We start from the raw sequence: 25254 nt of genomic DNA on the forward strand, positions 1-25254 counted from the left end.
AAACCTTCAAAATTCTTGCTGAGCGATATCGCAATCGAGGCAAAAGACTAGCATTGAGATTCAATCTAATTGCTGGAATTTATAACTTGGAGCTGAGTGAAAAATGACTTATGAAAGAAATCTATTGTATCAAATATAAATTTATATAGGTGTATTCTTCTGTGGCTATAGAATTTGTTTCTAAATCAAAATTACCTACTGCGTTTGGCGATTTTGAAATTATAGCGTTTCAAGACCAACGTACTGGTGAAGAACATATCGCTCTTACTAAAGGGATGAATGCTGGTCCAAATCAACCTGTACTAGTCAGAATACATTCAGAGTGCTTAACAGGTGATGCTTTTGCTTCACTCAAATGTGACTGTGGCCCCCAATTACATTCAACCATGAAAATGATTCATGATGCAGGTCAAGGGGTAATTTTATACCTGCGCCAAGAAGGCCGTGGCATAGGCTTAACCAATAAAATTCGAGCCTATGCACTTCAAGACCAAGGACATGATACTCTTGACGCCAATTTATTATTAAATTTACCAGCAGATGCTCGTAAATATGACATGTGCACCATTATGTTAGATTATTTAAAAATAAAGAATGTAAAACTCATTACAAATAATCCGCTTAAAATTAAATCTTTAACTGATTTAGGAATTAATGTTGTTGAACGGATTCCATTAAAAGTTGGCTTAAATATTTTTAACAAAGCTTATCTAGAGACAAAGCAAAAACGTATGTCACATCTGTATGATAATAGTGATTTCTAAGAAGCGATCACTTTCGGTAAAAAATCCAGATACAAAGTTCCATCTCCCTCATGGGAGAGGGTTTTATCAGATATGGTTCTTGATAAATTAACTTTAAATATACGGATTAAAGAAACAGGAAATTATTTATTTTCTCTAAGTATTTGCGAAAAAGCTGTGACTTTTTCTAAAGTCGCATTCATCCCCTTATTAAAAAAAGTATCGACGAGCGCTGAACCAATAACAATAAGATCTGCTTTATTGGCTAATGCTTTAACATGACTTTCATTTTTGATCCCAAAACCAATTGCAACTGGAATATTAAAAATAGGCTTGATTTCAGCAATCTTTTTCTCAAGATTAGACAGATTGAAGTCTCCTCCTGTTAAGCCATTTTCTGCAACATGATATAAAAAACCTGTCGCGCGCGCTGAGATTTGCTCTAACCTTTCAACTGGGGTCGTCGGCGCGGTCATTGCAATTAAATGCATATTTTTTTTATTTAACTGCACTTCGAATTTTTCTCGATATCCATATGGAGCATCTAAAATCAATATTCCATCTATAAGATTTTCTGTTTCGGCGATAAGTATCTCGAAACCATATTGCATAATCGGATTTAAATAAGTCATGAAAATTATTGGTGTTTTTTCATCATGTAGCCTGATTGCTTTTACCAACTCAATGGTCTGTTTTAGCGTTTGACCTGCACCTAAAGCCCTAAGATGCGCTGCCTGAATGATCTCTCCATCTGCCACTGGATCTGAAAATGGAATGCCAACTTCAATAATGTCAGCCCCAGCTTGACCCAATTGGCTTAACAGATGACAACTTTCTGTGAAATTAGGATCTCCAGCAGTAAAATAACAGACCAGACCGCTTCGATTTTCCAGTTTCAATTGCTCTAATGTTTGATCTAGACGGTTCATGCTGTAGCTCCTGCAAGATATTTTTTGACCGTGTTTAAGTCTTTGTCACCTCTGCCACTTAAATTGACAATAATGATCTGTTCTGGCTGCATTTCTTGAGCAAGTTGAATCGCATACGCAATCGCATGGGAACTCTCAAGAGCAGGAATAATGCCCTCCCGTTGGCTTAAAAGCTGAAATGCATTTACAGCTTCTTGGTCGGTTATAGCCGTGTATGTCACGCGTCCTGTTTCAAACAGAAGGCCATGCTCAGGGCCAACGCCAGGATAATCTAAGCCGGCTGATATAGAGTGTCCTTCTAAAATCTGCCCATCTAAATCTTGTAATAAATAGGTTAAATTGCCATGCAGCACACCAACTTGACCTTTGCAAATAGAGGCGGCATGTTCACCGCTATTTGTTCCTTTTCCACCAGCCTCAACGCCAAACATTTTGACATTTAGGTCTTCTAGAAAAGGATGCATCAACCCTAGTGCATTTGATCCACCACCAACGCAAGCAACCAAAGCATCAGGCAGTTTATTTTCTTTGAGGAGTATTTGGTTTCTGGCTTCTAGACCAATAATTTTCTGAAATTCTCTGACCATCGTGGGATATGGATGAGGGCCTGCACCCGTACCCAACAGGTAATAGGTTGTATCAACATGACGAATCCAGTCACGTAATGCTTCATTCATCGCATCTTTTAAAGTCCCACGACCTTTTTGAACACTTCTGACTTCAGCACCGAGTAATTTCATGCGTTCAACATTCATTTGTTGGCGCTGAATATCTGTTTCTCCCATAAAAATGGTACATTTCATCTTAAACAGTGCGCAAACTGTTGCTGTTGCAACCCCATGTTGTCCAGCACCAGTTTCTGCAATGATTCTGGTTTTCCCCATAAATTTGGCCAATAAGATTTGCCCAACACAATTATTGATCTTATGCGCACCCGTATGATTCAAATCTTCTCGCTTGAGATATATTCGAGCACCTCCTGCATAAGCTGTTAGGTTTTTTGCATAGAAAAGCGGACTAGGGCGACCAACAAAGTCCGTTAAAATCTGTTGATATTCAGCCCAAAATTCAGGTTTATGCCGAACAGTATTAAAGGCTTGCTCTAATTCTTGAAGTGCAGGCATTAAGCTCTCTGCCATGTAACATCCGCCAAATTTACCAAAAAATCCCAATTCATCAGGACCATTACCTGTATAAGGGGTTGTCATCTCATATCTCTTTTACTATCAAAATTTGTTTGATCTTAAAATATTTTCATTTTTTTGATAATTGATATATTTTGAGCTGATGATGTTAGAAAATTTTACAACATGAAGCGCAGAACACTCCCTCCCCTTAATGCTTTAAAAGCATTCGAGGCCGTCGCCAGAAATAAAAGTTTCAGCTTAGCTGCGGAAGAATTATGTGTCACCCATAGTGCGATTAGCCATCAAATAAAACAGCTAGAAGAATGGTTCGATAAAAAATTGTTTATTCGACATTCCTCGACCATCTCTCTGACGGCGGATGCCGAAGAATTATCGCTAGTTTGTACGCAGCTTTTTAATCGTTTAGAACAATGCGTCTTTGAGTTAACAAATAAAACATCAGAAGTAGAAGTTGTCATAGGCGCTTCTCATAGTTTTATGGCCAATTGGCTGATTCCTCGATTAGAAAAGCTCGAAGTCATTTATCCCAATATCCATATCAAATTAATGACATGTAATGACTTAAAATTGTTAGAAAAAGAGAAAGTTGACATATTTATCAATAGCGTCAGTGAGCATTATCTACTTCCCAGCTTTTTGAATAAATATCTTTTATTTCCCGATAACATGGGGCCTATTTGTAATCGTGAAATAAATCTTCTTCATTGCGTAAATGATCTTTTAAACTATCCATTACTTCATACCCACTCAAATAAAAGTGCATGGCATACATGGTTTGATCAGTCCAAAATTAACTTTTCCCCAAAAGCGAATGATCGTTATTTTGATAGTCTCAATTTAATGATAGAAGCGGCTGTGTCTGGGTTAGGAATTGCCATAGCCCCTCAAATTTTAGTCGAAAAAGAAATTTTAAATGGAAGAATCATTGCCCCTTTTGGTTTTATCTTTTGTGACTATAATTTTTATGCACTGGTCAGAAAAAACAATGAGAATCATGATGTCATGAATATTATTCATTGGTTAATGGCTGAAGAAAAAGTTTAAAAAAAATTAATCATTGATCACCACAATTCTATTCAATGTACTGACTTGAACTTCTATCTTCACATTCTGTTCACTCTAGCTCCCCTAAAGTGTGAGGATAAACGGTGAAGATGGACAGTGAACATGAATCAAGTCAAAACGTTAATGGCAATTGCCTTATCCTTACCCGTGCTTTTCCTGTCAGGATGTAAAAGTGTTCCTCGTTATTCCTCTGATTATGCAAATGCCAGAGCGAGTATTCAAGGAATACCCTTAGATGATGCAAAAGCACTAGAAATCGGCACCCGCTTCACTTCCGCATTTAATACGTTGGGCACACCTAAATTCGTTGAAAATGCTGGAGCACTGTATGCAGATCAGCTTTTTATTAACGACACTCTGTCGCAATTTTCATCGCGTAAAAAACTGCTTGAACATTTTCAAGGTATGAACCAGCGGGTGAGTAATGTAACTGTCAGTCTATTAAATACTTCATATCATCAAGACTCTGCCTATGTGCATTGGCATATGGTTTATGATTTTAAAATGTTCGGGAAGACACGAACAATGGATTCATTTGGAATCAGTGAAATAAAGGTCAACCCAAACCATCAGATTATTTTCCAACAAGATTTCTGGGATCCAGCCAATGGTCTGTATCGTTCTTTGCCATATGTAGGAGGAACCTATTCATGGGTACTGCCTTTCAAAAAGTAGCCATAACCACTGTACTGATGCTCGGTAGTTTCGGTTCGTGGGCGCATGCGCAGACCTTAAATAAATGTGGTAATGGCCCACTCATGGTGGGACAAAAACAGGTCGGTGTTGCCAGTTACTTTGCGCAAAACTGTAATCAGCCTTGGCAAGGCCAAAACATGCAGATGGATTTTACCTATACTCAGAATATTCCAGAATGGGCATTCAAACGTGCGGCCACACATCTACTCCAACGTAATATCAAAGATCAAAAGATTCAGGCTGTTTTCAATCCAATCACCGATCTGTATCGTCCAGTGAACTCAGGAGATCTATACCAACTAAAATATAGCCATGCCACACACACATTAAGCCTATACTTAAACCAGAAACTGCAGGGACAACTCCAGAACCAGCAGGCCCAGCAATATTTTAATATATGGCTAGGTCCTCAGCCATTTAGTGCTAAATTAAAACAGCAATTAATAAAGTAGTCTCTACAGTTATGTCTAAACATTTTATTTTGATGGTTGAAGATCATTACGAACTGGCATCTACCTTATGCGAGTTTCTAGAAGAGCATGGTTTTGTGGTCGATCATGCTCGAAACCTAAATGCTGCGCGCCAATTGCTCAAGCAGCAACGCTATCATATTTTACTTTTAGATATTAATTTACCTGATGGTTCGGGTTATGAACTATGTGAATGGCTACGAAATAAAGAAGGTATGGACCTCCCTGTGCTGATGCTCACCGCACGCGATACGTTGAATGACAAACTCAAAGGTTTCAATTCAGGCACGGATGATTATCTAGTCAAGCCATTTGACTTTAATGAGCTGGTGGTTCGAGTCAAAGCTTTGATCAAGCGCTCACTGGGTGAAGTCTCCTCTGGCCGTCTTCAAATTCATGATCTGATTCTGGATCCGGCAACACAGCAACTGACTCGTGCAGGACAACCCATTGAACTGCCTCCCATTCAGTTCAAACTGCTCAAACTACTGATGCGTCATTCGCCTAAAGTTCTGACTAAACAGGAAATTATGATAGAGCTTTGGGGGGATGAAGAGCCTGAAAGCGATGCCCTGCGTAGTCATATTTATAATTTGCGTAAAATGGTCGATAAGCCTTTTGAGCAAAAGCTAATTCATACCATATCTGGTGTAGGGTTAAAGATCACTTTAGAAGATTAAGCTTTCGAAGCCCAGCCTTAATTTAAATACACGACGACAATCAGTCCGGTCGTTATCGCCAGATCAACATCCTGATGGGTATTGAGATAATACTGGCGATCAAACAACTCCACCCGCCAGCCAAGCTGCTTGCACAACTTCTGTACCAATTGCAGTCCAATGCCATGACCTTTGATCTCTAATTGCAATTGCTGCCCCGACAGTTCTTGCACCTTTGAGTTATTCGGTAAAGGAATGCCGACACCATTATCTGCAATCAATACTGTATTTTTTTGCAGAATGACATCAATTTCTGTGCCTTGTGAATAATTCAGTGCATTCCGCAAAATATTGCCAAATACCATTTTGGTCATCGACGGGTAAAGTTTACGTGGCTGTTCGTCTAGATCTTTTTGAAAATTTATCCGCATGCCTTTGTTATGGCTAACAATATCCAGATCCTGAACTAGATTTTCCAGACATTTTGAAAGCAAAGTCGATTCAGCGGTTAAAGTATTGGTGGCATTACGGGCGATAGCCAGTAGTGTGTCAACTAATAGTTGCATGTCTTCAATGGTGTTGTTCAAGCGAGTAAATAATTTATTGTCCCCATAGCGTGCCTGACACAACTGCACATTACCTTTTAAGATGGTGAGTGGTGTGCGAAGCTCATGACTCACATCACCAGTAAATTCACGTTCACGCTGAATAAACTCGCTTAATACCTGATGATATTTTTCTAGCGCCTGCTTCAGATATTCCGCTTCCAGATTTGAATCAGTCCGGATGCCATGAAACGGTGAAGCCTGATTTTTATAATCTTCCCAATCAATATGTTCCAGTGCGTTGGCAAGCCTAGTAATGGGAGAAAAATAGCGCCGGGCACGGCGGTTCCACCACCATAAGATACTATAAAGTACAAACAAGCTGACCATCAGTGGTGCCAGACCAAACAGCCAGACCAGTTTATTGACATTGCTTTCGCCAAAGACCAACAGGACATGCTGCCCATCTTTTTCGCCATAAACGGTCATGCGTTCCTTACCATCGACAAAATGCCGATTCACCCCTTGCTCAAGTGACATATTCTTAAATTGGGAGGGTGGCACAGTGTTCCAGCGGTAACCATACAGGTTTTTGGTATCGGGCAATTCTGCGGCAGGATTACGTTCTAATCGCTGCCAGTAGTGTGACATCTCCTGTTCTAGCGCCGTTCTGAGCAAAGAACCTTTAATCACCCAGGCACTGAAGCCAATCCCAATCACCACAGACAGGGCAATGAATCCGATTTGCAGCCAGTAATAGCGGTTAAACACCTCACCCAGAGGATGATCACGTTTGTCTCTAAACAGCTTTAACATTGATGCATTCCCCGCTGGCCAATCCCATTGTTCAATTATACGGCTTTCTTCTTTAACAGAAAGTGGCCAATGACCCACTCGCGTCCATGGTCATAACCAAATAGCTCGGCACAGGCCATAAAGAAAATCCGCCAGCGCTGCCACCAGATTGCGGCATCCGCGCCATAAGTTTTTTCAAATAAGGGTTTTAGCTCGGCCTGTTTACCATCCATATTTTCTAGCCAAGCATTTGCGGTACGTTCATACTGCGTACCCGCCCATTGCCAGTGCTGTTCTAGCTGTAAATGCTGCTGAAAATGTAGGAAAGTTGAGGCTGCTGGCATCAAACCACCACTAAAGAAATATTGCGACATCCAGTCAAACTCATTTTTGACTTCAAACGGGTAATGCAAGAAACGATGACAGAAAATATGACACCACAATAAGCCATCTGGTTTGAGCCAAATACTAATATTTTCAAACAGTTTTTGATAGTTGCGTACATGCTCAAACATCTCCACCGATACCACACGGTCAAATGACGCAGGTTCAAGTTGCAACACATTGACATCACAAGTGATCACATTAAGGTTATCCAGTTTTTTTAAACGGGCTTGTTCCTGAATATACTCGCGCTGCGTTGAAGAATTTGACACGACTGTAATACGGGCCGTTGGATAATGCTCGGCCATATATAGACTTAAAGAACCCCAACCGCAGCCAATTTCCAAAATATCCTGCCCGTCTTTCAGTTGTGCTCGCTGGCAATAGCATGCAAGGGCAGCTTCTTCGGCTTGGTCTAGCGTCATATCGGCATGTTCAAATAGACTCGCGCTATATTTCAAACGCTTACCGAGTACTGCCTGAAAAAATGCGGTCGGCAGTTCATAATGCTGCTCATTGGCTTTGTCTGTCTCAATGGCAATTTTGCTGTTTTTCAGCATGGTCAGCACATCCATATAGCGCTGCGCTGCCAATGCGGGGTTAAACCGACCTTCTTGTGCCAAACGTTTTTTGCTCAAGATTTTAATACCAGCACGAATCACTGGGTCTGGCACCTTGCCATTTTCGATCAGTTCTAAAGATTTTTGAATCATAAAGTCCATGTATTTACCTACTCTTTGGGTGGCCACGGAATAAACATTGAAGTTCGTCGTTGATAGTCTTTATAGTTGTCACCACGGTGGGTGAGGGCCTGTTTTTCACTAAATGGAATACCCGTAAGGTAGTACAGGAATAGCCACATCAGCAGCGGATAAATCCATAATTCATAGCATCCTGCTGCCAGACCAAGTACTGGATAGGCAAACCAATGCAGCCATTCAAAAAAATAATTCGGATGGCGTGAGTATTTCCACAAGCCCTGATCCATGGTTTTACCTTGATTCTGTGCATCTAGCTTAAAACGGTAAAGTTGCTGATCGGCAGTGCTTTCGCCTATCAAAGCGGATAGCATGATCATGCCCGCTACAATCACAGTGACCAAAGTCCAGTCATTCCATTGCTCGGTCGAGATACTTATCAACTTCAGCATTGGGTAAGAAAACAGTAGAGCCAAACCTGCCTGAAATATAAAAAACACCAGAAAACCAAGATGCTGATAATCCCCCATCGCTCGGCGCATGTTGGCATAACGCGTGTCTTCTTGGGTTTCACTGGCATAGCGCCGTAACAGATGCCAAGTCAGCCGTGAAAACCAGATCCCACTCGCCAGTCCCAGAAATAAGCGAACCAACATCGGTGCACTGTCAATCGCCCAAGCGGCAATAATCACATTGAGGGCAATACTGAAACTCCAAGCGACATCGACCAGCCCTGCTCTACGGTTATAGGTCACCAACACCCAGCTACAGAGCATGATAAAGACATTCAGCATCAGTAAGTTCAGCAGCATTTCGGCCCTCCTGCTTTATCTTGGCTTAGTAGGCACTGGCTTCGAACAGCAGATGTACATCACTGATCACGCCTTCGCGGAAGCCACCTTCGCAATAACACAGATAAAAATCCCACATGCGGATAAAACGCTCATCAAAGCCAAGCCCAAGTACCTGATCATGCTGCTGCAAGAAACGCTGACGCCAGCAGTGCAAGGTCTGGGCATAGCTCTGGCCTATATCTTCCAGATGTTTGAGACGCAGTTTTTGTTCGGAAGCGGTCTGGGTCATGACACTGATACAGGGAATAAAACTGCCCGGGAAAATATAGCGCTTGATATAGTCCACGGTATTCAGGGCTTTGGCATAGCGTGCATCTTCAATGGTGATGGCCTGAATCAGGGCCAGACCATTCGGTTTTAGCAGCTCACGGCATTTCTGGAAATAGGTGGATAAATACTGCTCACCTACGGCCTCGATCATTTCAATCGACACCAGCTTGTCGTATTTGCCTTCCAGTAAGCGGTAATCTTTCAGCTGCACAGTCACACGATGTGACAGTCCGGCTGCAGCAACTCGGGCGAGTGCTTCATCGTACTGAGCTTTGGAAATGGTAATGGTAGTCACCCTACAGCCATAATGCTGAGCCGCATAAATGGCAAAGCCTCCCCAGCCGCTGCCAATTTCAACCAAATGGTCCATCGGTTGCAATTGAAGTTTTTGGCAGATCAGTTCTTTTTTATAATCTGAAGCTTGTTCCAAGCTCATACAGGGTTCTTTAAACACCGCACTGGAATACATCATGCTGTAATCCAGGAATAGCTTGAAAAAGTCATTACTCAGGTCATAATGCTCGGCAATATTTTTGCGGCTGCCATCAATCGAATTCTTGCGCGATTTATACCAGACCTTTAACAGTAACTGGCTGGCTTTGGCCACTGCATTCTGATTCATTTGGTCCAGCACATCGCGGTTACGTGCCAAAATGCGGATCACATCGACCAGATCTTCACTGCTCCAGTAGCCACGGATAAAACCTTCGGCAGCACCCAGTACACCATTACGGAACAGCAGATCCATCAGACGAACATCATGCACCTGTATCACCGCCTGTAAATCGCTATTTTCCCCGACAGCCCCGTTCCAGACGCCTTTAAAAATTAGCTGACCATGGCGTAATTTCAGCAGGTGGCGAAGTACCATCGGCAGTGTGCTTTGCTCTCCCATGAATAGTGTCTTCATCGCAATGTGTTTCCTTTTTCTTTTTTAGGATGTCGGTAAAATGGAACTTTCTTTTTCCATAAACGAAAGGCGTGCAGATAAATTCCGCTGACCATCCTGAAGGGTTCAAGAACTTTGAGTACAGCATAGCGATGCTGCTGTGAAGGAACCGTGATGGCCTGCAAGGAAAATTTCAGGGTGGCATCGAATTGCAAGATTCCCTGCTCAAACAGCTGCATATGAATCACGTTCTGCCGATCCGAAAAGCTGAAGTGCCAGCGATAATCCAGCCCCATCGGCATGAACGGCGACACATGAAAGGCCTTTTTAAAGTCAAACTGGTGACTCTGGTACGGCGCATATTCGTCTGGATTGTTCCGGCAATCGTGAATGTAGACCTGTCGTTCATTCCACGGTGTGTTGGTGATTTCACTCAGCACAAAGAGCAACTGGTCGGTGGCACCAAAGACCAGATAAAACACTACGGAATTAAAACGAAAGCCGAGTGTTCGTGGCAAAGCTAGCACCCGGATAGACGCGGCATGCGGTAACAGATAGTTTTCCCGCTTGATCAGCAGGCGTGCAATCTTCTGCCGAATCGAGCCACATTCCATAGTCAGAAAATCGCGCTCATCTAGGGTCAGGAAATTCCAGCGGTTAGATGACCACAGCCAGGATTTTCCGGTAAACGTCGCGAGTTGATCTGGATCAAACCATAGATAGCTCAGCTGGGTTCTAAAAGCATGGGCTTGGGGCAAATAACGTCGATGCCGGATTTCAGCAGTGGCAATCGCCAGTGGATACATCTGCATCATGCGCTCCTAGGCTGCCTGTTCAGCCTGTTTTAATAGCTGATCGATTACCCATAATGCGCTACGCGCCCCATCCTCATGAAAGCCCCAACCCCAGTAAGCTCCACAATATGAGGTGCGGTTTTGGCCGTTGACCTCGGCCCAGCGTTGCTGTGCTTCAATCGCCGGGGCATCGAACACCGGATGACGGTAATGTCGTTCTACCCAGACTTTTTTTGGATTCAGGGCAAAATTAGGATTCAGGGTGGCAAAGACCTGGGTTTTGCAGTTCAGGTTCTGCAACTGGTTCATCCAGTAGCTAAAGCCATAATGTGTGCCACTGTGCTGGAATGGCGTCTGTTCAGTGACCTGAGTCGGCGTGACGTGTACATGCCAGCTGGCCCACTGGCGACGGGATTTGGGCATGATAGAGGTATCGGAATGTACCACCATGCGGTTATCCTGATAGCGGAACTTGCCTAGCACGTCCAGCTCCTGCGCGGTCGGGTCTTTCAGCAGTTTCAGGCTGTCATCGGCGTGGCTGGCGAAAATCACCCAGTCAAAACGCTCGCTGCCCTGTTGGGTTTCAATCAGCACATCATTGGCACTGCGAGACACCTGATGCACAGCAGTTTTACGAAGCGTGATATTGCACTGGGCCTGAATGGCACGGACGTAGCGAGCTGATCCACCCTTGACCGTCAGCCATAAAGGACGGTCTTTGAGCTGCAACATGCGATGATGCTGGAAAAAGCTCACCACAAACTTATACGGAATCTGTCCGGCCTGTTCCACCGGGCAGGACCACAGCGCCCCGCACATCGGATAGAGATGTTCCTGACGGAAGGCTTCGGAATAGCCATGCTGATCCAGATACTCATCTATACTGAGCTGTGCATCGACATGCTCGACATCCAGATCTTTATTGGCGGCATAGAAGCGGAACAGATCCGACAACATCGCGCGAAAATCTGCATTAAAAAAGTTTTGAGGTCGGAACAATAACGAGAATTTTTTTGAAGGATTGTACTGTAAGCCAGTGACCTGATTATTCACCGAAAAGCCCATGTCACTGCTTTGCGATTGAATGCCAAGTTCTTTTAGCATGGCGCAGAACAGCGGATAGTTATGCTCATTAAAGACAATAAAGCCACTGTCCACCGCAACCTGTTCACCATCGATATTCAGCTGATGGGTATCGGTATGACCACCAAAGTAGTTATTCTTTTCAAAGACTGTGACTTCATGCGCTTTGCTGAGTTTCCACGCAGCGTACAGACCGGAAATACCTGAACCAATAATTGCAATTTTCATGGTGATTCCTTTGAATGAATAATCGGAGTGCCGGTCTTCACAGCTTTTTTCTGTTTTCGAGCCCGTGCAATTTTACTGACATCATAGACACGTGCCGGAATGGGCTTGAGTCCCCAGACCAGCCCGAACAAAGACATGAGTTTCAGCAGGTAATAGGTCACATCAATCTGCCACCAGTAAAAACCCTGCCGGGTACTGCCGGCATAATAATGGTGATTGTTGTGCCAGCCTTCGCCTAAGGTAATAATGGACAAGAATAAGTTGTTGCGGCTGTGATCTTCAGTGTCAAAATCCCGGCTACCATAATGATGTGCCAGTGAGTTAATACACAAAGTGGCATGGAGCAGTAACACAGTGGAGACCACAAATCCCCAGACCAGCAATTGCAGGCCGGAGGTACCGAGTTGCGGCCAGGTCATAGCCAGCCACCCTCCTAGCGCATAAATCCCGCCCGCGGTCAGCAGCACCACAATTAAACTGAAACGGTCCAGCCAGATCAGTTCCGGATATTTTAGCCAATCTCTAATGACTTCTTTTCGCGTGGCAAAGTTATATTCATTTAAAAACCAGCCAACGTGGCTGTACCAAAAACCATGCGTGGAGGAATGCGGGTCTTGCAAGGTATCTGTATAGCGATGGTGATAACGGTGATGCGCCGCCCACCAGAGCGGGCCACGCTGCGCACTCATGGTACCCATCAGCACAAACAGGAACTGTACCAGACGCGAAGTCTGAAAAGTTTTATGTGACAGATAACGATGAAAAAAAGCGGTGATGGAAAACATACGGATCAGGTAGAACGCCAGCATAAAGCCCAGCGCAAACCATGACACCCCCACCCAGAACACGGCGAGACAGGCCAGATGCAACAAAATAAAGGGTAAAATCCGGAGCCACTGAATCTTGCTGTTTTCAGCCGTCAGTGTGTCGGGCGCTGTGGGTGTAGACCAGCTGTCTATCCATCGCATCAGGCTTTTCAACATGGACTCATCCTACTTTCAAGCGGTTGTCTTTATTCTATTTGATGAGTCTAATCAGTCAGATATGAATTTTATGTGAAGTGAAATAAAAAAAGCCGAACTGTAGAGAGACTAAGCAGTTCGGCAAAAGGGTAGCAGATTAATGCGGCAATTTGATCAGTTTTGTGATGTCATAACCATAATATTTTGCTGTTTCCAGATAGGACTGATAGGTGGCTTCATCCAGTTGCGGTTCACGCGATAAAATCCACAGGTATTTGGTACTCGGTCCACCGACCAGCGCCACTTTATATTCCGGATCGACGCGTAATACCCAGTAATGCCCTTTGGTAAACGGAATCCATCTTAAACCTGGCGGCAAAAAGCTGACCTTCAGTTTGCTGTTGCCCTGATTTTGCGGATAGGCCACCCCTTCAGAGCTGATCATTTTACCATTTTCAATTCGGCAGCTATTTAAGACGCCCATGGTCTGATCGGCATTGACAGTGTAGTGTGCCGAGATATCCAAGACACATTTACGCTGAAAATACATCGGTAAATGCGCAATTTCATACCATTTACCAGCATACTGCTGGATATCCACCTGATTGACTGCCCGAGGGTTAACCGTTTCAGCTCGAGCAGTAAAGCTTAAGCTGATGATGGCCAGCGCTGTAACTGCAAAAACCGACTTGAATAGCATCTTCATTTTTAAGCCTTGTTGTATTTGAGACTTAAGATAACCCAGGTGGGTGTGAACAAAGCGTGAAGATAAAATGGTGAAATTCAGTATTTGTGATTGAATAATTTAAGCTGGATTAACCTTATTGTCCGTACAATCATTTTATGAGAAAAATTAGCTATCCTAGAATGAGGTTATTATCAGTATCTTTATATAGGTTTAGCTAACACAGTCGCAAATGAGTAGATTTAGTCCTACCCGCTTGGTTCGGTGATTTTTTCTTACATCCCGTGATCATTAATAGAGTCAAATTTGAAAGCTAATATAAGCTTAAGCTTTATGCATATGTAAAAAAATCATCATTCCTGAAATTAAAAACATTAATATTATTATTACAGAGCTATATAATCGCATTCATTTACTGGTCAAATTTATTGCCCCAGTAGATTAACTTTGTTTTATTATAATTACAATAAAATATATAAATCAGTCAGATAACTAGATTTTTAATAAGATAATTAAATATACATATAAAAAAACTTGATTACTCCTGTTTTTAGGGTATAGTTAACTCAACTAGAAAAAAGTCTTGTTTCATTAAATCTCTCTTAAGTATCGTCGTTTTATTCATAATTCTTCGTTTTTTCAGATTTTAAGTTTCATTCTTTATTATTTTCAAAGTTATATTCAGTCAATAAAATGACTAAAAATTATTAAAAATCAGTAGGATTTATTATGTCAAACTCAAATGTTGTTAAAGGTACCGTTAAGTGGTTCAATGAAACTAAAGGTTTTGGTTTTATTCAACCAGAATCAGGTCCAGATGTTTTTGCGCACTTCAGTGAAATTGCTAACTCAGGTTTTAAAACCTTATTCGAAGGCCAACAGGTTGAATTTAGTATTGCTCAAGGTCAAAAAGGACCGAATGCAGTCAATATTGTTGCTATATAAGCACTAATACGAGTTGAAAAAGCACTACTCAGTGCTTTTTTAATTTTAAAGAAAAAGTTGTTCTTCCATAATGGAAAAAAATCATAAAAATAGGATACAAATTGTTAAAAGTTAATGAATTAATTGCAAAATCTAAAAATGGTACTGAAATTATTGTCTCGTTAATCCCTTTAAATAAAATGCAAAATACACGTGAAGGGTTTAAAACGATCGAAGTTGGTAAAAAAGTACGTCTAGAATCTGGCGTTGAAGTAGATTTAAATTTAGATAGTCGTACATTTTATATCTCCATGAATCAATTATTTAAGTTAAATCATAAAGTGATTTAACTAAAAATTTATGAATAATGAAGCCATGTAATTGTTTCTCTTTCGTGCTGTTATTAAAGGTATATGTAAATGCTTAAACAAAATCTAAATATAAAAGATCAATTCGGAATCAAATATTCTATTCAGGCCACAGTTAATCACCATTTTGACGCTAGCCAGTCTTACTCCCATATCAAATATATAACCGTGGATGGTGAAGATATTCGACCTAGCTTTGATATGTTTTTCCAAAGTTCTTCAAGTGGAAAAATTTTCAAGATTATCTAAATTATTCCCAACCTATTCAGGACGGCATCTGTTTATAGAGGTCTGTAAAATACAGCACATTCACATGGTCGAACCGATGATACCACACTAAAAAACTATGCAGCACCATCATTGCCAAGCTCTTTATTTCAGTCTATAGAGTGAAAACGGGCAAAGTCCGTGGCAAGTGCTGAGAGTTCCTTTTCTAGATTTCCGTTCTTATTTCAGCCTGAAATTATCATCTAAATATTCAAACATTTCTCTTTTTAAATTTCAAAGCCATTCTTTACTGTCATCTGCAACAGGCGTTTCATGCATCACGTGCTGAATCATGGCATAAGCGATACTACCCTTGAACGGAATTTCGGGTAACTGATCATACTTGAAAAATTGCGCGTCGCTGAGTTCATCTTCCTGAATCTGAATCTCACCCGAGTGATACTCTGCCCTGAAAGCCATCATCAGGTGGCTGGGAAAAGGCCACGGCTGGCTGGCCAGATATTGAATGTTTTTGATCTGCAGCCCCACTTCTTCCATCGTCTCACGGCGTACCGCCTCCTCTAGAGTTTCGCCCACTTCGACAAATCCGGCAATAAGGCTGTACATCTGGGTTTTGCTGCGGGCGTTTTTCGCCAACAGAATTTCATCTGTACCCCGGGTAATGATGGTAATCACACAAGGATTTACCCGCGGATACTGGTTATAGCCACAGGATGGACAGAGCATGGCATAGTGGCTGGCGTGCTGCTGGGTGGCGTGAGCGCACTTACTGCAAAAGCGGTGATTACGGCGCCATTCTAGCAACTGTACCGCACGGCTGGCCTGTTCAAACTGCGGTCTGCTCCAGACTTGCACCAGTTGCCGGATCGGAACCAATTGATAACCTTTAGGCACTGGTTCGTCTTCTTTCAGGTCACGAGCAATGATCGCGCCATTTTCCAACAGGTTCAGGTCATGCTGCAGTCGTTCTACATGCGGCAACTGGAAATGCTCATCCACCAGTAATTGTTGCTGTCTAAAAATATACGCTTTTGAATGTATGCTCATGACAATTCCTTGATTAAAAAAAATCCCACACAGAGGATGTATGGGACAAAACTAAGGAAGCTTACATGGAGTAACTTCTAGCCAGATACTAGGCGAAAGCTGCCTGAATTACAAACACAATAATTTGTATCTTTTTGATTAAAATCACATAATTTTCACACCGACTATGCATTAAACAATCATTAAATTCGAGTATTGTAAAATGGTTTGAAATTTTTATAGATAAATACAGCTTTGCTCAAGTGATGATGATTTCTGTGCAATGGTTGATCCGCATCTGACACAGTCTCTTTGGGATGATCTGTATTTTCACAAAAAATTGAGCTGCCTACATTTACACTGTTCTAGTGTTTATAAACTTTGAGATTGGTATGCGTTTCGGTTTAATTCTGGGAGACCAGCTTCATCATCAGCTAGCTACGCTCAAAGTACTGGATCGCACTCAGGATGTAATTCTGATGGCCGAAGTGGTTGAGGAAGCCACTTATGTCGCCCATCATCCGCAGAAAATTGCGCTGATTTTTAGTGCGATGCGTCACTTTGCCAAGGCGCTTAAAGCTGATGGTTGGCGTGTACGGTATCATGCTTTTGAATCTGATAGTCCTATTCGTAGCCTGCTGGATTTTGTGCAGTCACAACAACAACTGCTCCCCGTAACAGGACTGGTAATTACACACTGTGGAGAATACCGCCTACAGCAGCAGATTCAACAGCACTGGAGCCCACGGCTACAACTGCCCGTACAGTGCCTGAATGACGACCGTTTTTTCTGTAGTCTGGAGCAGTTCCGCCACTTTGCCAGTCGCTACCAAACACTGCGTATGGAATATTTTTACCGAGAAATGCGCAAGCAGACTGGTTACTTGATGCAGAGACAGCAGCCCATAGGGCAACAGTGGAACTATGACAGCGCCAATCGCAAGGCTTGGTTGGGCAGTCCGCCCTTGCCCCCGCAACTTAATTTTGAACGAGATCAGATTGATTTAGATGTGCTTGCACTGGTTAAACGTGAGTTTTGCCAGCATTCTGGAAGTCTTGCCAATTTCCGTTGGGCCACCACACGCAGTAATGCCAAGCGTGTTCTGGAACATTTTATTGCCTATAGTTTGCCTTATTTTGGTGATTATCAGGATGCTATGGCACAGGGTACAGACACGCTGTTTCACAGCCTGCTCTCACCTTATTTAAACTGTGGCCTACTATTCCAAAGAAGTCTGTGATGCGGCAGAAGCTGCCTACCATGCCGGTCATGTACCACTGAATGCAGTTGAAGGTTTTATCCGGCAGATTCTGGGTTGGCGCGAATATGTTCGCGGAATTTACTGGCTGTACATGCCAGAATATGCCAGCCGCAATGCACTGCAGCACTCAGCACCATTGCCACAATTTTACTGGACTGGCCGTACTCGGATGAACTGTATGGCTGAGTGTTTCCGCAATACTTTCCAAAATGCCTATGCGCATCACATCCAGCGTTTGATGATTACTGGCAACTTTGCCCTGTTAAGTGCTGTAGACCCGCAGCAGATCAGTGAATGGTATCTGGCGGTATATGCAGATGCCTATGAATGGGTAGAACTACCGAACACGCTGGGCATGGTAATGCACGCTGATGGTGGGTTAATGGCCAGCAAACCCTACGCCGCTTCGGGCAATTACATTAATAAAATGTCAGATTACTGCAAGCACTGTACCTACAATGTCAAAACCCGTACCGAGCCGGACAGCTGTCCATTTAACAGTCTATACTGGTTTTTTATGATTCGGCATGAAGCGATATTTCGTACTCATCCACGTATGGGCATGATCTATCGACAACTCGATAAACTTCAAGATCGGCAGCAGATTATCACCCATGCGCAGCAGCTCCTTAGTCGGATTGATGAGTTATAAAATGAAAAAACATCATCTTCCTAAAAAAATCTGTATTCACTGCTTACGCCCATTTAACTGGCGTAAGAAATGGCAACGTTGCTGGGAAGAAGTCAGATACTGTTCTGAACGATGTAAACGTGAGTCCAGACGGTGTACAAAGTCAAGCGCTTAGAAACGTTTATACTGCCTTGAACAATAAGCCCGAATTACATCAGGTGATCGCAGCTGCAAATGCTTGGTTTTTCGACCGGTAACCCGTTCACGCCACATTTTAAAACTAGATACTTTCAAGTTTTTTCGCATCAAACGAATCACAGTCGCTTCATTTAAACCATACTCACGTTGGATAGCTTCAAAAGGAGTTCGATCTTCCCAGGCCATTTCGATAATTCTTGATAAATCTTGTTCAGCAAATTGATTCACGCCATTCTCATTTTTAATCAAATAATAGTAAAAGCTAATTTTTGGCCTTTAAGCCTCATCACATCCCTTGTACAACTTGAATCTATTCTGATTCGGTGAAGAGTATAAAAATATGGGCATGAATTTTTTGTGATTCTTTCTAACGTTTACTAATTATAAGCAATTAAAAGGGCTAGTTTTACCAGCCCTTTAGATTATCAATTACCTCGGTAGGTCGAGTATCCATAAGGGCTTAATAATAAGGGAATGTGGTAGTGACTGACACTGCCATCAACTTTGAAAATAACGGGGACTTCTGGGAAAAAAGTGCTCTGATTATTCTTTTTGAACCAGTCACCAGTTTTGAACGTGACCTTATAAATCCCTTGCGCTAACGGCTGATTTTCAGGAAAAAGTGCTGTAATACGACCATTCGACCCTGTAACTTGCTGATTCAGCTGCACCCATTTATTGCCAGAACTCTTTTCGAGCACTACTTCAACATCAGCAGAAGGTAAGCCATTTTCTAGATTTAACACATGCACACTTAATGGGTTATTTTGTGCAAACGTCATTGATGTTAATAACAGTGTTGAGAGTGGTAAAAACTTCTTAAACATAATGGAATCCTTAACGATTAAAACTATACTGAATGGCTGCCTCAGCACAATACTGATCATTTTTGGCGCCTCCTGCACCCGCAACCCCAATTGCACCGACCACCTGATTTTCATAACGCACTGGTAAACCACCTCCTAACAACAGCAAATTAGATAAAGTGGTTAAATTTTTTGCATCACTGTTTTCATGAGCATTTTGACTTAACAGCAAGGTCGCTGTTTTGGTCGATAAAGCGGTATAAGCTTTCTTTTCGGCTGCGCCCAAATTATGGGGGCCGACATTTTCATGCCTACTCGCCATCAAGGTATTTCCTCCCCGATCAACCACGACCACAGCAATATTGTGCTGTATTTTTTGACAAGCAGCCACTGCGGCATCAACAAGGATGTGTGCAGCGTTGGAATCGAGTGAATAAACTTGATTCAATTGAATGGTTTGTGCAAAAGTACTGCTACTCATCAGCATTACTGTTAAAACAAACCCTTTGAGGTTGTTCATCATGATTGCCCCGAATTAAGTTTTACAAAATCTTATACAACCTGAATGATTTGAAGCATGACAATCACATTACAAAGTTGTCATCTTCAAAATGAGTCTGAGCAAAATGTGTATTCTAATTATCGAAGATGAAGTGAAGATCGCCTCATATCTCGTGAAGGGCTTAAATGAATCTGGCTATGCCGCTGAATGTGTTCATTCAGGGCTCGAAGGCTTGGAAAAACTAAAAATACAACCTTATACCTTGGTCATATTAGATGTGATGCTGCCCGATATTGATGGCTGGGCAGTCTTAAAAGTATTGCGTCAATTTTCCCATATACCCGTGATTTTTCTCACTGCCAAAGACCAGATTATTGATAGGGTCAAAGGTCTGGAACTAGGTGCCGATGACTATCTGGCCAAACCTTTTTCTTATATTGAATTACTTGCGCGCATTAAAAGCTTACTGAGACGGCAACAGTATGTTCAGGAAAACGAGCTATGGATGGGCAACTTAAAAATGGACTTAATCCATCATAAAGTTTGGCGACATGAGCAGTTAATTGAACTCAGTAAAAAAGAATTTAATTTATTGCACTTTATGCTGCGGCACCCAAATGAAATTATTACGCGTAGGCAAATTGCTTCCGAAGTTTGGCATATCAATTTTGATACCGATACGAATTTTATTGATGTCGCGGTACGACGCTTACGCAGTAAAATTGACGAGGAGCATGAGATAAAATTAATTCATACTGTCCGTGGCTTGGGCTATAAAATTTCGGTTGAAGCATAATGTTCAAGCCCATTCGCTCTTTAGAACTCCGATTAACGCTCTTGGTTACAGGGTGTGCTGCAATGGTCTTGTGCGCTGTGGCATTTATGACCTATCTGGGTATCAACCAGATTTTAATTGCTCAGCAAGATCGGGCTTTGGTTGAACGAATTGAGCGACTGGAAATTTTGCTGCAAGACAGTAGTAATATTGAACAGATTATCGCTCGCCCGAAGCTGTATCAAAACATGTTGGGAAATCAGGATAATTTGTTTTTATTGATTCAGGGCAATCAGATTCTCATCAACATCAATTCTCTTGGCATTCCTCTGCCTGAATTTACCCATCAGCCACAGATTCAATTCCGAGATTTATCAGCTCATACTTACCCCACCCGTATTGCTTGGAAAACCATTCAAATCAATCAGCAGCCCTATGTGTTAATTGCAGGCAAACAGTGGTCTGAACGTTTAGCCATCATCTCGCCTTTTCAAAAACGTCTTTTCATTTATGTATTTACAGGCATCTTAGCCATTTTCATACTCTGTGCCATTGCTAGCCGTCTGGGATTGAACGCATTAAGAACTCTGCGAGAACAAACCCATGCCATTAATATTCAGCAACTTGAGCAGCGACTCAATCTGGTTCATCCCCCTCAAGAGATTGAACAACTAGCATCCGATATCAACGCCATGCTTGACCGTATTGAAATGGGATATAGCCAACTGAATCGCTTCTCTGAAGACATTGCCCATGAATTTAGAACCCCATTGAATAATTTAATCGGGCAAACCGAAATTTTACTCATGAATGAACGTAGTCCCGCACAGTATCAGGAACTCTTGATTTCCAACTTGGAGGACTATCAACGTTTAAAACGAATGATTGACAGCATGTTATTTCTCGCCCGCGCAGATGCACACAAAGTTTGCTTAAACAAACAGAAGATTCAACTTCAATCATTTATAGAAAATATATTCAGTATTTTCGAGTATCAAGCTGAAGAACAACACTGCAATTTTGTTTTAAGGCTTGAAGCGACTGAGCTATCGGCAGATCCTGAACTGTTACAACAAGCGCTGTATAATCTAATATTAAATGCGCTCATTCACGGCAGCAATTACCGAACTATTTATGTGCTTAGCCACAGAAAGAACATTAATAATATGCAGATGATTACATTATCTGTGATCACCAGTGGTTTGGAAGTTGCTCCTGAGCATTTGCCTCATCTCTTTGAGCGTTTTTATCAGTGCAGTTCCAGCAGACAAAGCCCTCATCAAACGGGTGGTTTAGGCCTATCGATTGTGGCATCCATTTTAACGCTTCATCAGGGAATGTATCAGGCAGTCAATAGCGCAGAAGACATCTGCTTTGAACTGCTGTTCCCAGAAGAGTAACCCACATTCGCACTCATTTCATCTCGTGTTTGGAATCACTCTGAATTCTCCCATCCACCAGATTAATGGTTCTATCACAGGTTGCCGACAATCTAGGATCATGAGTCACCAAAAGGACTGCACAGTCATGTTCGCGATGTACTTTACGAAATAATTCAAACATTTCCGCAGCAGTTTGAGTATCCAGATTACCTGTCGGCTCATCGGCCAACAATAGCGCAGGCTGAGTAATCAGTGCACGTGCAATCGCCACACGCTGCTGCTGCCCCCCAGAAAGCTCATTCGGTTTACGGTCAGCGAACTTATCTAAGCCAACGGCGGTCAATAATTCATGGGCATATTGCAACGCAAATTGATCTGGCTTGCCTTGCTTCAGCATTAATGGCATGAGTACATTATTTAAGGCAGTAAAGGCCTGTATAAGATGATGGAACTGAAACACAAAACCTATACTATTGCCACGTAACGCTGTCCGAGCCGTATCATCCATACTGCTTGTCGCCTGACCCAACAAGTACAACTCACCACGACTAGGCTGATCTAATAAGCCAAGAATATTCAGTAAAGTACTTTTGCCTGAACCAGAAGGACCAATTAATGCAGCAAAGTCATTACGTTGAATACACAGATCAATCCCATGTAATACCTCCACTTCATTAGGTTGCCCAACATTGTAGGACTTTCGTAATGCTTCTAAACGCAGTACTTCCTGAGATGGATCAAACATGACGAATTGCCTCCACAGGATCGAGTGCAGCCGCCCGACGGGATGGTATTGCAGCAGCCAAAACCCCTGTCAAAGTCGCTAAGAATAATGCCGACAAGATAAGCTTGATTGAAATCGAAATATAAAACAAACCAGGACCAAACTGATTAAATCCCCAGATCAAACCATAGCTGACTACACTACCAAGCATGGAACCAAGCAGACCAAAAATTGCTCCCTGAAATAAGAAAACTCTTAAAATTTGCGCTTGTGTCGCCCCAGTCGCACGTAAAATACCGATTTCCCGAGTCCGTTGCACCACACTCACCGACATCACACTGGCAATACCAAAAGCGACTGAAATCCCCACAAAAACAATAATCATGTTGGTCGAAAGGCTCTGAGCGGTAATCGCATTCATTAATTGAGCATTGGTTTCAATCCAGCTTTCTGCTTTTAATCCTGTCAGGCGTCCGACTTGCGAGGCAATTTGATCCGCCTTAAAAATATCCTGAATCGTCAGATCAATCACGGTCACCCCACCCGGCAAATTAAGTAAAGATTGCGCCTGTTTCAAATCCAGATAAACATAGCGCGCATCCAATTCACGCACGCCCAGTTCAAATATTCCAGAGATATTCACCACCGCATTTTTCTGTTGCCCAGTATCTAACCTTAATTTGCTCCCGACTTGCACACCCAAATCTTTGGCCAATTGACGCCCAATTAATACATTATCTGCACTGACCCGTAATTCACCACTCACCATATATTGCTTTAACGGAATAATCTGTTGATAACGTTCAAGATTGATACCAACTAAAGCAACCGATTGAATCGCATCTCCGCGCTGTACAAATGCAGGACCAGAGACCACAGGAGAAACCGCCGTCAACACTGACAACTGATCTAAAGTCTCAGTAATCTGCTGCCAATTATTAATAGAGCGTAAGCGTTGCGCACGCTGATCTTCTTGTAACAACTGAAGTGTTCCTGCTGCTGGTAGCACAATGTGATTCACCTCATCTGGTGAAAGCAAACGAATATGCGCCTGCGTCCCTAAAGTCCTTTCTACAATATTCGATTGTAAGCCCTGAATTAAGGCGCTAATGAACACAATGACCGCTACCCCCACCGCGACGCCAATGGTAATCATAATCGACTGTGTGCGACCCTCTCGCAAAAAACTGATTGCGATGGTCCACTCTGCCCAAAGTCGCCCAAAAAAGTTTTTCAATCGAATTTCACCGGTAATTCATTTTTGCTATTTGTCGGATCCGTTTGATTCTGCAAGACACGTTTAGTTTGCTCTATTCGGACACGAGTTCCATCTTTAAGCACTGATTCTGCATCGGTAAGGACGTGATCACCTTCTTTCAATCCAGCTACAACTTCCGACATGACCAAACCACGTAAACCCAGTGTGATAGAATGACGTTGAATTTTTCTATCTCTTACTAAAATAACCATAGCCTTGTTGCCACTTATACTGCTTAAAGCATCATTTGGAATGACCATGGTTCGCTCGCGCTGGTTGGTTTCAACATTTACCGATACCGTCATGTCTTGACGCAAAAAATCTGGGACTGGATCAACTGTTAGTCGGACGTCTACTGTGCCACGTTGAGCATCAATACTTGGGGCAATAAAATTAATATGGGCAGGAAAAGGTTGATCTGGATAAGCATCCGCAATCACTACTGCTTTTTGTTGTAAAGCCAGCAGTGATAAATTTCGTTCATCAAATGGCACTCGAATTTCAGTCGCACCATCCAATGCAATAGTGAAGAGAGTCTGACTCGGTTGTACCAAATCCCCCGGCTCAACATTCCGGGTTAAAATAATACCTGAAACTTCTGCACGAATTTTGGTCTTGGCGAGTTGAGCTTGTAGTGCAGCGAGTCGTTCACGTAGTTTTGTCTCTTCAACTTTATCTGGGGCTAGTGAGGCAACTTTTAATCGAGCTGATTCCAAATTATTACGAGCGAGTTTTTCTGCCTCTATCGATTTCTCCCTTTCCTCTGCTGACAATATTCCTAATTCGGCATTTCGTCTGCGTACTGCCTCTCTTTGAGCCTGTTCTAATTGCACTTTGGCATTCGCTAAATCGACTTCTGCTTGCGGCCGTCTAGTGGTTGTGAGCTCCTTTAATTCAGCTTCTGCCTGCCGCACTTGCGCTGAAATTTCATCAGACTTCAGTACTAAAAGGACGTCCCCTCGATAGACCTGATCCCCTTCTTGAACCAAGCGCTCAAGAACAACCCCAGTAATTTCACTGCCAATCTGAGTCCGAGATACTTTCTCTACTCGTCCTGAAGCAACAACTGTCTGAATCAATGGACTAGATACGACTTCATAACCAGGTAACAATGATCCTTGCCACCAGCGATATGTAGCAAAACTGACGAGCAAAACCAGTAGTATAATCATGATCCAAGGCTTATAGCGAATAACAAGCAATTCCATTCTCCAAGCCAGATTAAAGAAAAGTTTTTGAATCGAATAATTAATGTCTAGTTAAATATATATGA

28 protein-coding genes and 2 pseudogenes are annotated in these 25254 nt (G+C 42.4%); 13 read left to right on the forward strand and 17 right to left on the reverse strand.

Annotated features, from left to right (window positions below; genetic code table 11):
* A pseudogene (locus FTU36_RS12535) lies at window positions 1–107 on the forward strand (IS5/IS1182 family transposase); the annotation flags it as partial.
* A gap of 54 nt (window positions 108–161) precedes the next feature.
* Window positions 162–764, forward strand: a complete 603-nt coding sequence (gene ribA, locus FTU36_RS12540) for a GTP cyclohydrolase II (RefSeq protein ID WP_180118135.1) — start codon at window positions 162–164, stop codon at window positions 762–764.
* Between the two features lie 122 nt (window positions 765–886).
* Here ribA and trpA read toward each other — a convergent pair whose 3' ends face one another.
* Both trpA and trpB read right to left on the reverse strand, forming a co-directional pair.
* On the reverse strand, window positions 887–1672 hold the full coding sequence (gene trpA, locus FTU36_RS12545) for a tryptophan synthase subunit alpha (RefSeq protein ID WP_180118137.1): 786 nt from the start codon (window positions 1670–1672) through the stop codon (window positions 887–889).
* Window positions 1669–2880 (reverse strand): tryptophan synthase subunit beta, encoded by a 1212-nt coding sequence (gene trpB, locus FTU36_RS12550; protein ID WP_180118139.1) that lies wholly within the window; start codon window positions 2878–2880, stop codon window positions 1669–1671. Before trpB ends, trpA begins: the two co-directional genes overlap by 4 nt.
* Before the next feature lie 102 nt (window positions 2881–2982).
* Here trpB and FTU36_RS12555 point away from each other — a divergent pair, with 102 nt between their 5' ends.
* From FTU36_RS12555 to FTU36_RS12570, 4 genes are all read left to right on the forward strand, one after another.
* On the forward strand, window positions 2983–3864 hold the full coding sequence (locus tag FTU36_RS12555) for a LysR family transcriptional regulator (RefSeq protein WP_180118141.1): 882 nt from the start codon (window positions 2983–2985) through the stop codon (window positions 3862–3864).
* Window positions 3865–3987: 123 nt separating this feature from the next.
* Window positions 3988–4560 (forward strand): nuclear transport factor 2 family protein, encoded by a 573-nt coding sequence (locus FTU36_RS12560; protein WP_004981561.1) that lies wholly within the window; start codon window positions 3988–3990, stop codon window positions 4558–4560.
* The gene (locus tag FTU36_RS12565) at window positions 4536–5033 is read left to right on the forward strand and encodes a chalcone isomerase family protein (protein WP_180118143.1); all 498 of its coding nucleotides are present in this window, start codon (window positions 4536–4538) and stop codon (window positions 5031–5033) included. The genes FTU36_RS12560 and FTU36_RS12565 overlap by 25 nt, the downstream gene beginning before the upstream one ends.
* An 11-nt stretch (window positions 5034–5044) precedes the next feature.
* Window positions 5045–5731, forward strand: coding sequence for a response regulator transcription factor (locus FTU36_RS12570; RefSeq protein ID WP_180118145.1), 687 nt, complete (start codon window positions 5045–5047; stop codon window positions 5729–5731).
* Between the two features lie 17 nt (window positions 5732–5748).
* Here FTU36_RS12570 and FTU36_RS12575 read toward each other — a convergent pair whose 3' ends face one another.
* The 8 genes from FTU36_RS12575 to FTU36_RS12610 form a co-directional block, all read right to left on the reverse strand.
* Window positions 5749–7071: a HAMP domain-containing sensor histidine kinase gene (locus FTU36_RS12575; protein ID WP_180118164.1), complete on the reverse strand. Its 1323-nt coding sequence runs from the start codon at window positions 7069–7071 to the stop codon at window positions 5749–5751.
* A 35-nt stretch (window positions 7072–7106) separates the two neighbouring features.
* Window positions 7107–8156, reverse strand: a complete 1050-nt coding sequence (locus tag FTU36_RS12580; RefSeq protein WP_180118147.1) for a cyclopropane-fatty-acyl-phospholipid synthase family protein — start codon at window positions 8154–8156, stop codon at window positions 7107–7109.
* Window positions 8157–8164: 8 nt separating this feature from the next.
* Window positions 8165–8944 (reverse strand): DUF1295 domain-containing protein, encoded by a 780-nt coding sequence (locus FTU36_RS12585; protein WP_180118149.1) that lies wholly within the window; start codon window positions 8942–8944, stop codon window positions 8165–8167.
* 25 nt (window positions 8945–8969) lie between these two features.
* On the reverse strand, window positions 8970–10166 hold the full coding sequence (locus FTU36_RS12590) for a cyclopropane-fatty-acyl-phospholipid synthase family protein (protein ID WP_180041921.1): 1197 nt from the start codon (window positions 10164–10166) through the stop codon (window positions 8970–8972).
* Window positions 10163–10957 (reverse strand): DUF1365 domain-containing protein, encoded by a 795-nt coding sequence (locus FTU36_RS12595; RefSeq protein ID WP_180118151.1) that lies wholly within the window; start codon window positions 10955–10957, stop codon window positions 10163–10165. The genes FTU36_RS12590 and FTU36_RS12595 overlap by 4 nt, the downstream gene beginning before the upstream one ends.
* 9 nt (window positions 10958–10966) lie before the next feature.
* A complete protein-coding gene (locus tag FTU36_RS12600) occupies window positions 10967–12250 on the reverse strand; it encodes an NAD(P)/FAD-dependent oxidoreductase (protein ID WP_180041919.1) in 1284 nt (427 codons plus the stop codon).
* Entirely contained in the window at window positions 12247–13233 is a 987-nt protein-coding gene (locus FTU36_RS12605; protein ID WP_120364913.1) for an acyl-CoA desaturase, read from the reverse strand. The genes FTU36_RS12600 and FTU36_RS12605 overlap by 4 nt, the downstream gene beginning before the upstream one ends.
* A gap of 136 nt (window positions 13234–13369) precedes the next feature.
* On the reverse strand, window positions 13370–13918 hold the full coding sequence (locus FTU36_RS12610) for a lipocalin family protein (protein ID WP_168379793.1): 549 nt from the start codon (window positions 13916–13918) through the stop codon (window positions 13370–13372).
* Between the two features lie 708 nt (window positions 13919–14626).
* Between FTU36_RS12610 and FTU36_RS12615 the strand changes: the two genes are divergently transcribed.
* From FTU36_RS12615 to FTU36_RS12625, 3 genes are all read left to right on the forward strand, one after another.
* Window positions 14627–14842: a cold-shock protein gene (locus tag FTU36_RS12615; protein ID WP_019837890.1), complete on the forward strand. Its 216-nt coding sequence runs from the start codon at window positions 14627–14629 to the stop codon at window positions 14840–14842.
* Between the two features lie 101 nt (window positions 14843–14943).
* The gene (locus FTU36_RS12620) at window positions 14944–15171 is read left to right on the forward strand and encodes a hypothetical protein (RefSeq protein ID WP_180118153.1); all 228 of its coding nucleotides are present in this window, start codon (window positions 14944–14946) and stop codon (window positions 15169–15171) included.
* Window positions 15172–15240: 69 nt separating this feature from the next.
* Complete coding sequence (locus FTU36_RS12625; protein ID WP_180027292.1) at window positions 15241–15438, forward strand: hypothetical protein; 198 nt, start codon at window positions 15241–15243, stop codon at window positions 15436–15438.
* Between the two features lie 252 nt (window positions 15439–15690).
* On the opposite strand, the gene nudC is transcribed toward FTU36_RS12625, so the two are convergent.
* Window positions 15691–16464, reverse strand: coding sequence for an NAD(+) diphosphatase (gene nudC, locus FTU36_RS12630; protein WP_180118155.1), 774 nt, complete (start codon window positions 16462–16464; stop codon window positions 15691–15693).
* 371 nt (window positions 16465–16835) lie between these two features.
* Between nudC and FTU36_RS12635 the strand changes: the two are divergent.
* Window positions 16836–18357 (forward strand): annotated as a pseudogene (locus tag FTU36_RS12635) (cryptochrome/photolyase family protein).
* A gap of 1 nt (window position 18358) precedes the next feature.
* Entirely contained in the window at window positions 18359–18511 is a 153-nt protein-coding gene (locus FTU36_RS12640) for a DUF2256 domain-containing protein (protein WP_168379796.1), read from the forward strand.
* Here the strand turns inward: FTU36_RS12640 and FTU36_RS12645 are convergent.
* The 3 genes from FTU36_RS12645 to FTU36_RS12655 form a co-directional block, all read right to left on the reverse strand.
* Window positions 18508–18762: a TIGR03643 family protein gene (locus FTU36_RS12645; protein ID WP_180022958.1), complete on the reverse strand. Its 255-nt coding sequence runs from the start codon at window positions 18760–18762 to the stop codon at window positions 18508–18510. The genes FTU36_RS12640 and FTU36_RS12645 overlap by 4 nt on opposite strands.
* Window positions 18763–18959: 197 nt before the next feature.
* Entirely contained in the window at window positions 18960–19361 is a 402-nt protein-coding gene (uraH, locus tag FTU36_RS12650) for a hydroxyisourate hydrolase (RefSeq protein ID WP_168378003.1), read from the reverse strand.
* Between the two features lie 10 nt (window positions 19362–19371).
* Window positions 19372–19860 carry a heme-binding protein gene (locus FTU36_RS12655; protein ID WP_180027295.1) on the reverse strand — a complete coding sequence of 163 codons (489 nt, stop codon included), beginning with the start codon at window positions 19858–19860 and terminating at the stop codon, window positions 19372–19374.
* Window positions 19861–19966: 106 nt separating this feature from the next.
* Here FTU36_RS12655 and FTU36_RS12660 point away from each other — a divergent pair, with 106 nt between their 5' ends.
* Both FTU36_RS12660 and FTU36_RS12665 read left to right on the forward strand, forming a co-directional pair.
* Window positions 19967–20638, forward strand: a complete 672-nt coding sequence (locus FTU36_RS12660) for a heavy metal response regulator transcription factor (RefSeq protein ID WP_168378005.1) — start codon at window positions 19967–19969, stop codon at window positions 20636–20638.
* Window positions 20635–22017: a heavy metal sensor histidine kinase gene (locus FTU36_RS12665; RefSeq protein ID WP_180118165.1), complete on the forward strand. Its 1383-nt coding sequence runs from the start codon at window positions 20635–20637 to the stop codon at window positions 22015–22017. Before FTU36_RS12660 ends, FTU36_RS12665 begins: the two co-directional genes overlap by 4 nt.
* 13 nt (window positions 22018–22030) lie before the next feature.
* On the opposite strand, the gene FTU36_RS12670 is transcribed toward FTU36_RS12665, so the two are convergent.
* From FTU36_RS12670 to FTU36_RS12680, 3 genes are read right to left on the reverse strand one after another with little or no spacing between them, the layout of a single operon-like run.
* A complete protein-coding gene (locus tag FTU36_RS12670) occupies window positions 22031–22744 on the reverse strand; it encodes an ABC transporter ATP-binding protein (RefSeq protein WP_180022959.1) in 714 nt (237 codons plus the stop codon).
* The gene (locus tag FTU36_RS12675) at window positions 22737–23960 is read right to left on the reverse strand and encodes an ABC transporter permease (protein WP_180022960.1); all 1224 of its coding nucleotides are present in this window, start codon (window positions 23958–23960) and stop codon (window positions 22737–22739) included. Before FTU36_RS12675 ends, FTU36_RS12670 begins: the two co-directional genes overlap by 8 nt.
* The gene (locus FTU36_RS12680) at window positions 23957–25183 is read right to left on the reverse strand and encodes an efflux RND transporter periplasmic adaptor subunit (RefSeq protein WP_180118166.1); all 1227 of its coding nucleotides are present in this window, start codon (window positions 25181–25183) and stop codon (window positions 23957–23959) included. Before FTU36_RS12680 ends, FTU36_RS12675 begins: the two co-directional genes overlap by 4 nt.
* Between the last annotated feature and the right edge of the window lie 71 nt (window positions 25184–25254).

The organism is Acinetobacter sp. YH12096, assembly GCF_013419215.1.
GTDB classification, from domain to species: domain Bacteria; phylum Pseudomonadota; class Gammaproteobacteria; order Pseudomonadales; family Moraxellaceae; genus Acinetobacter; species Acinetobacter amyesii.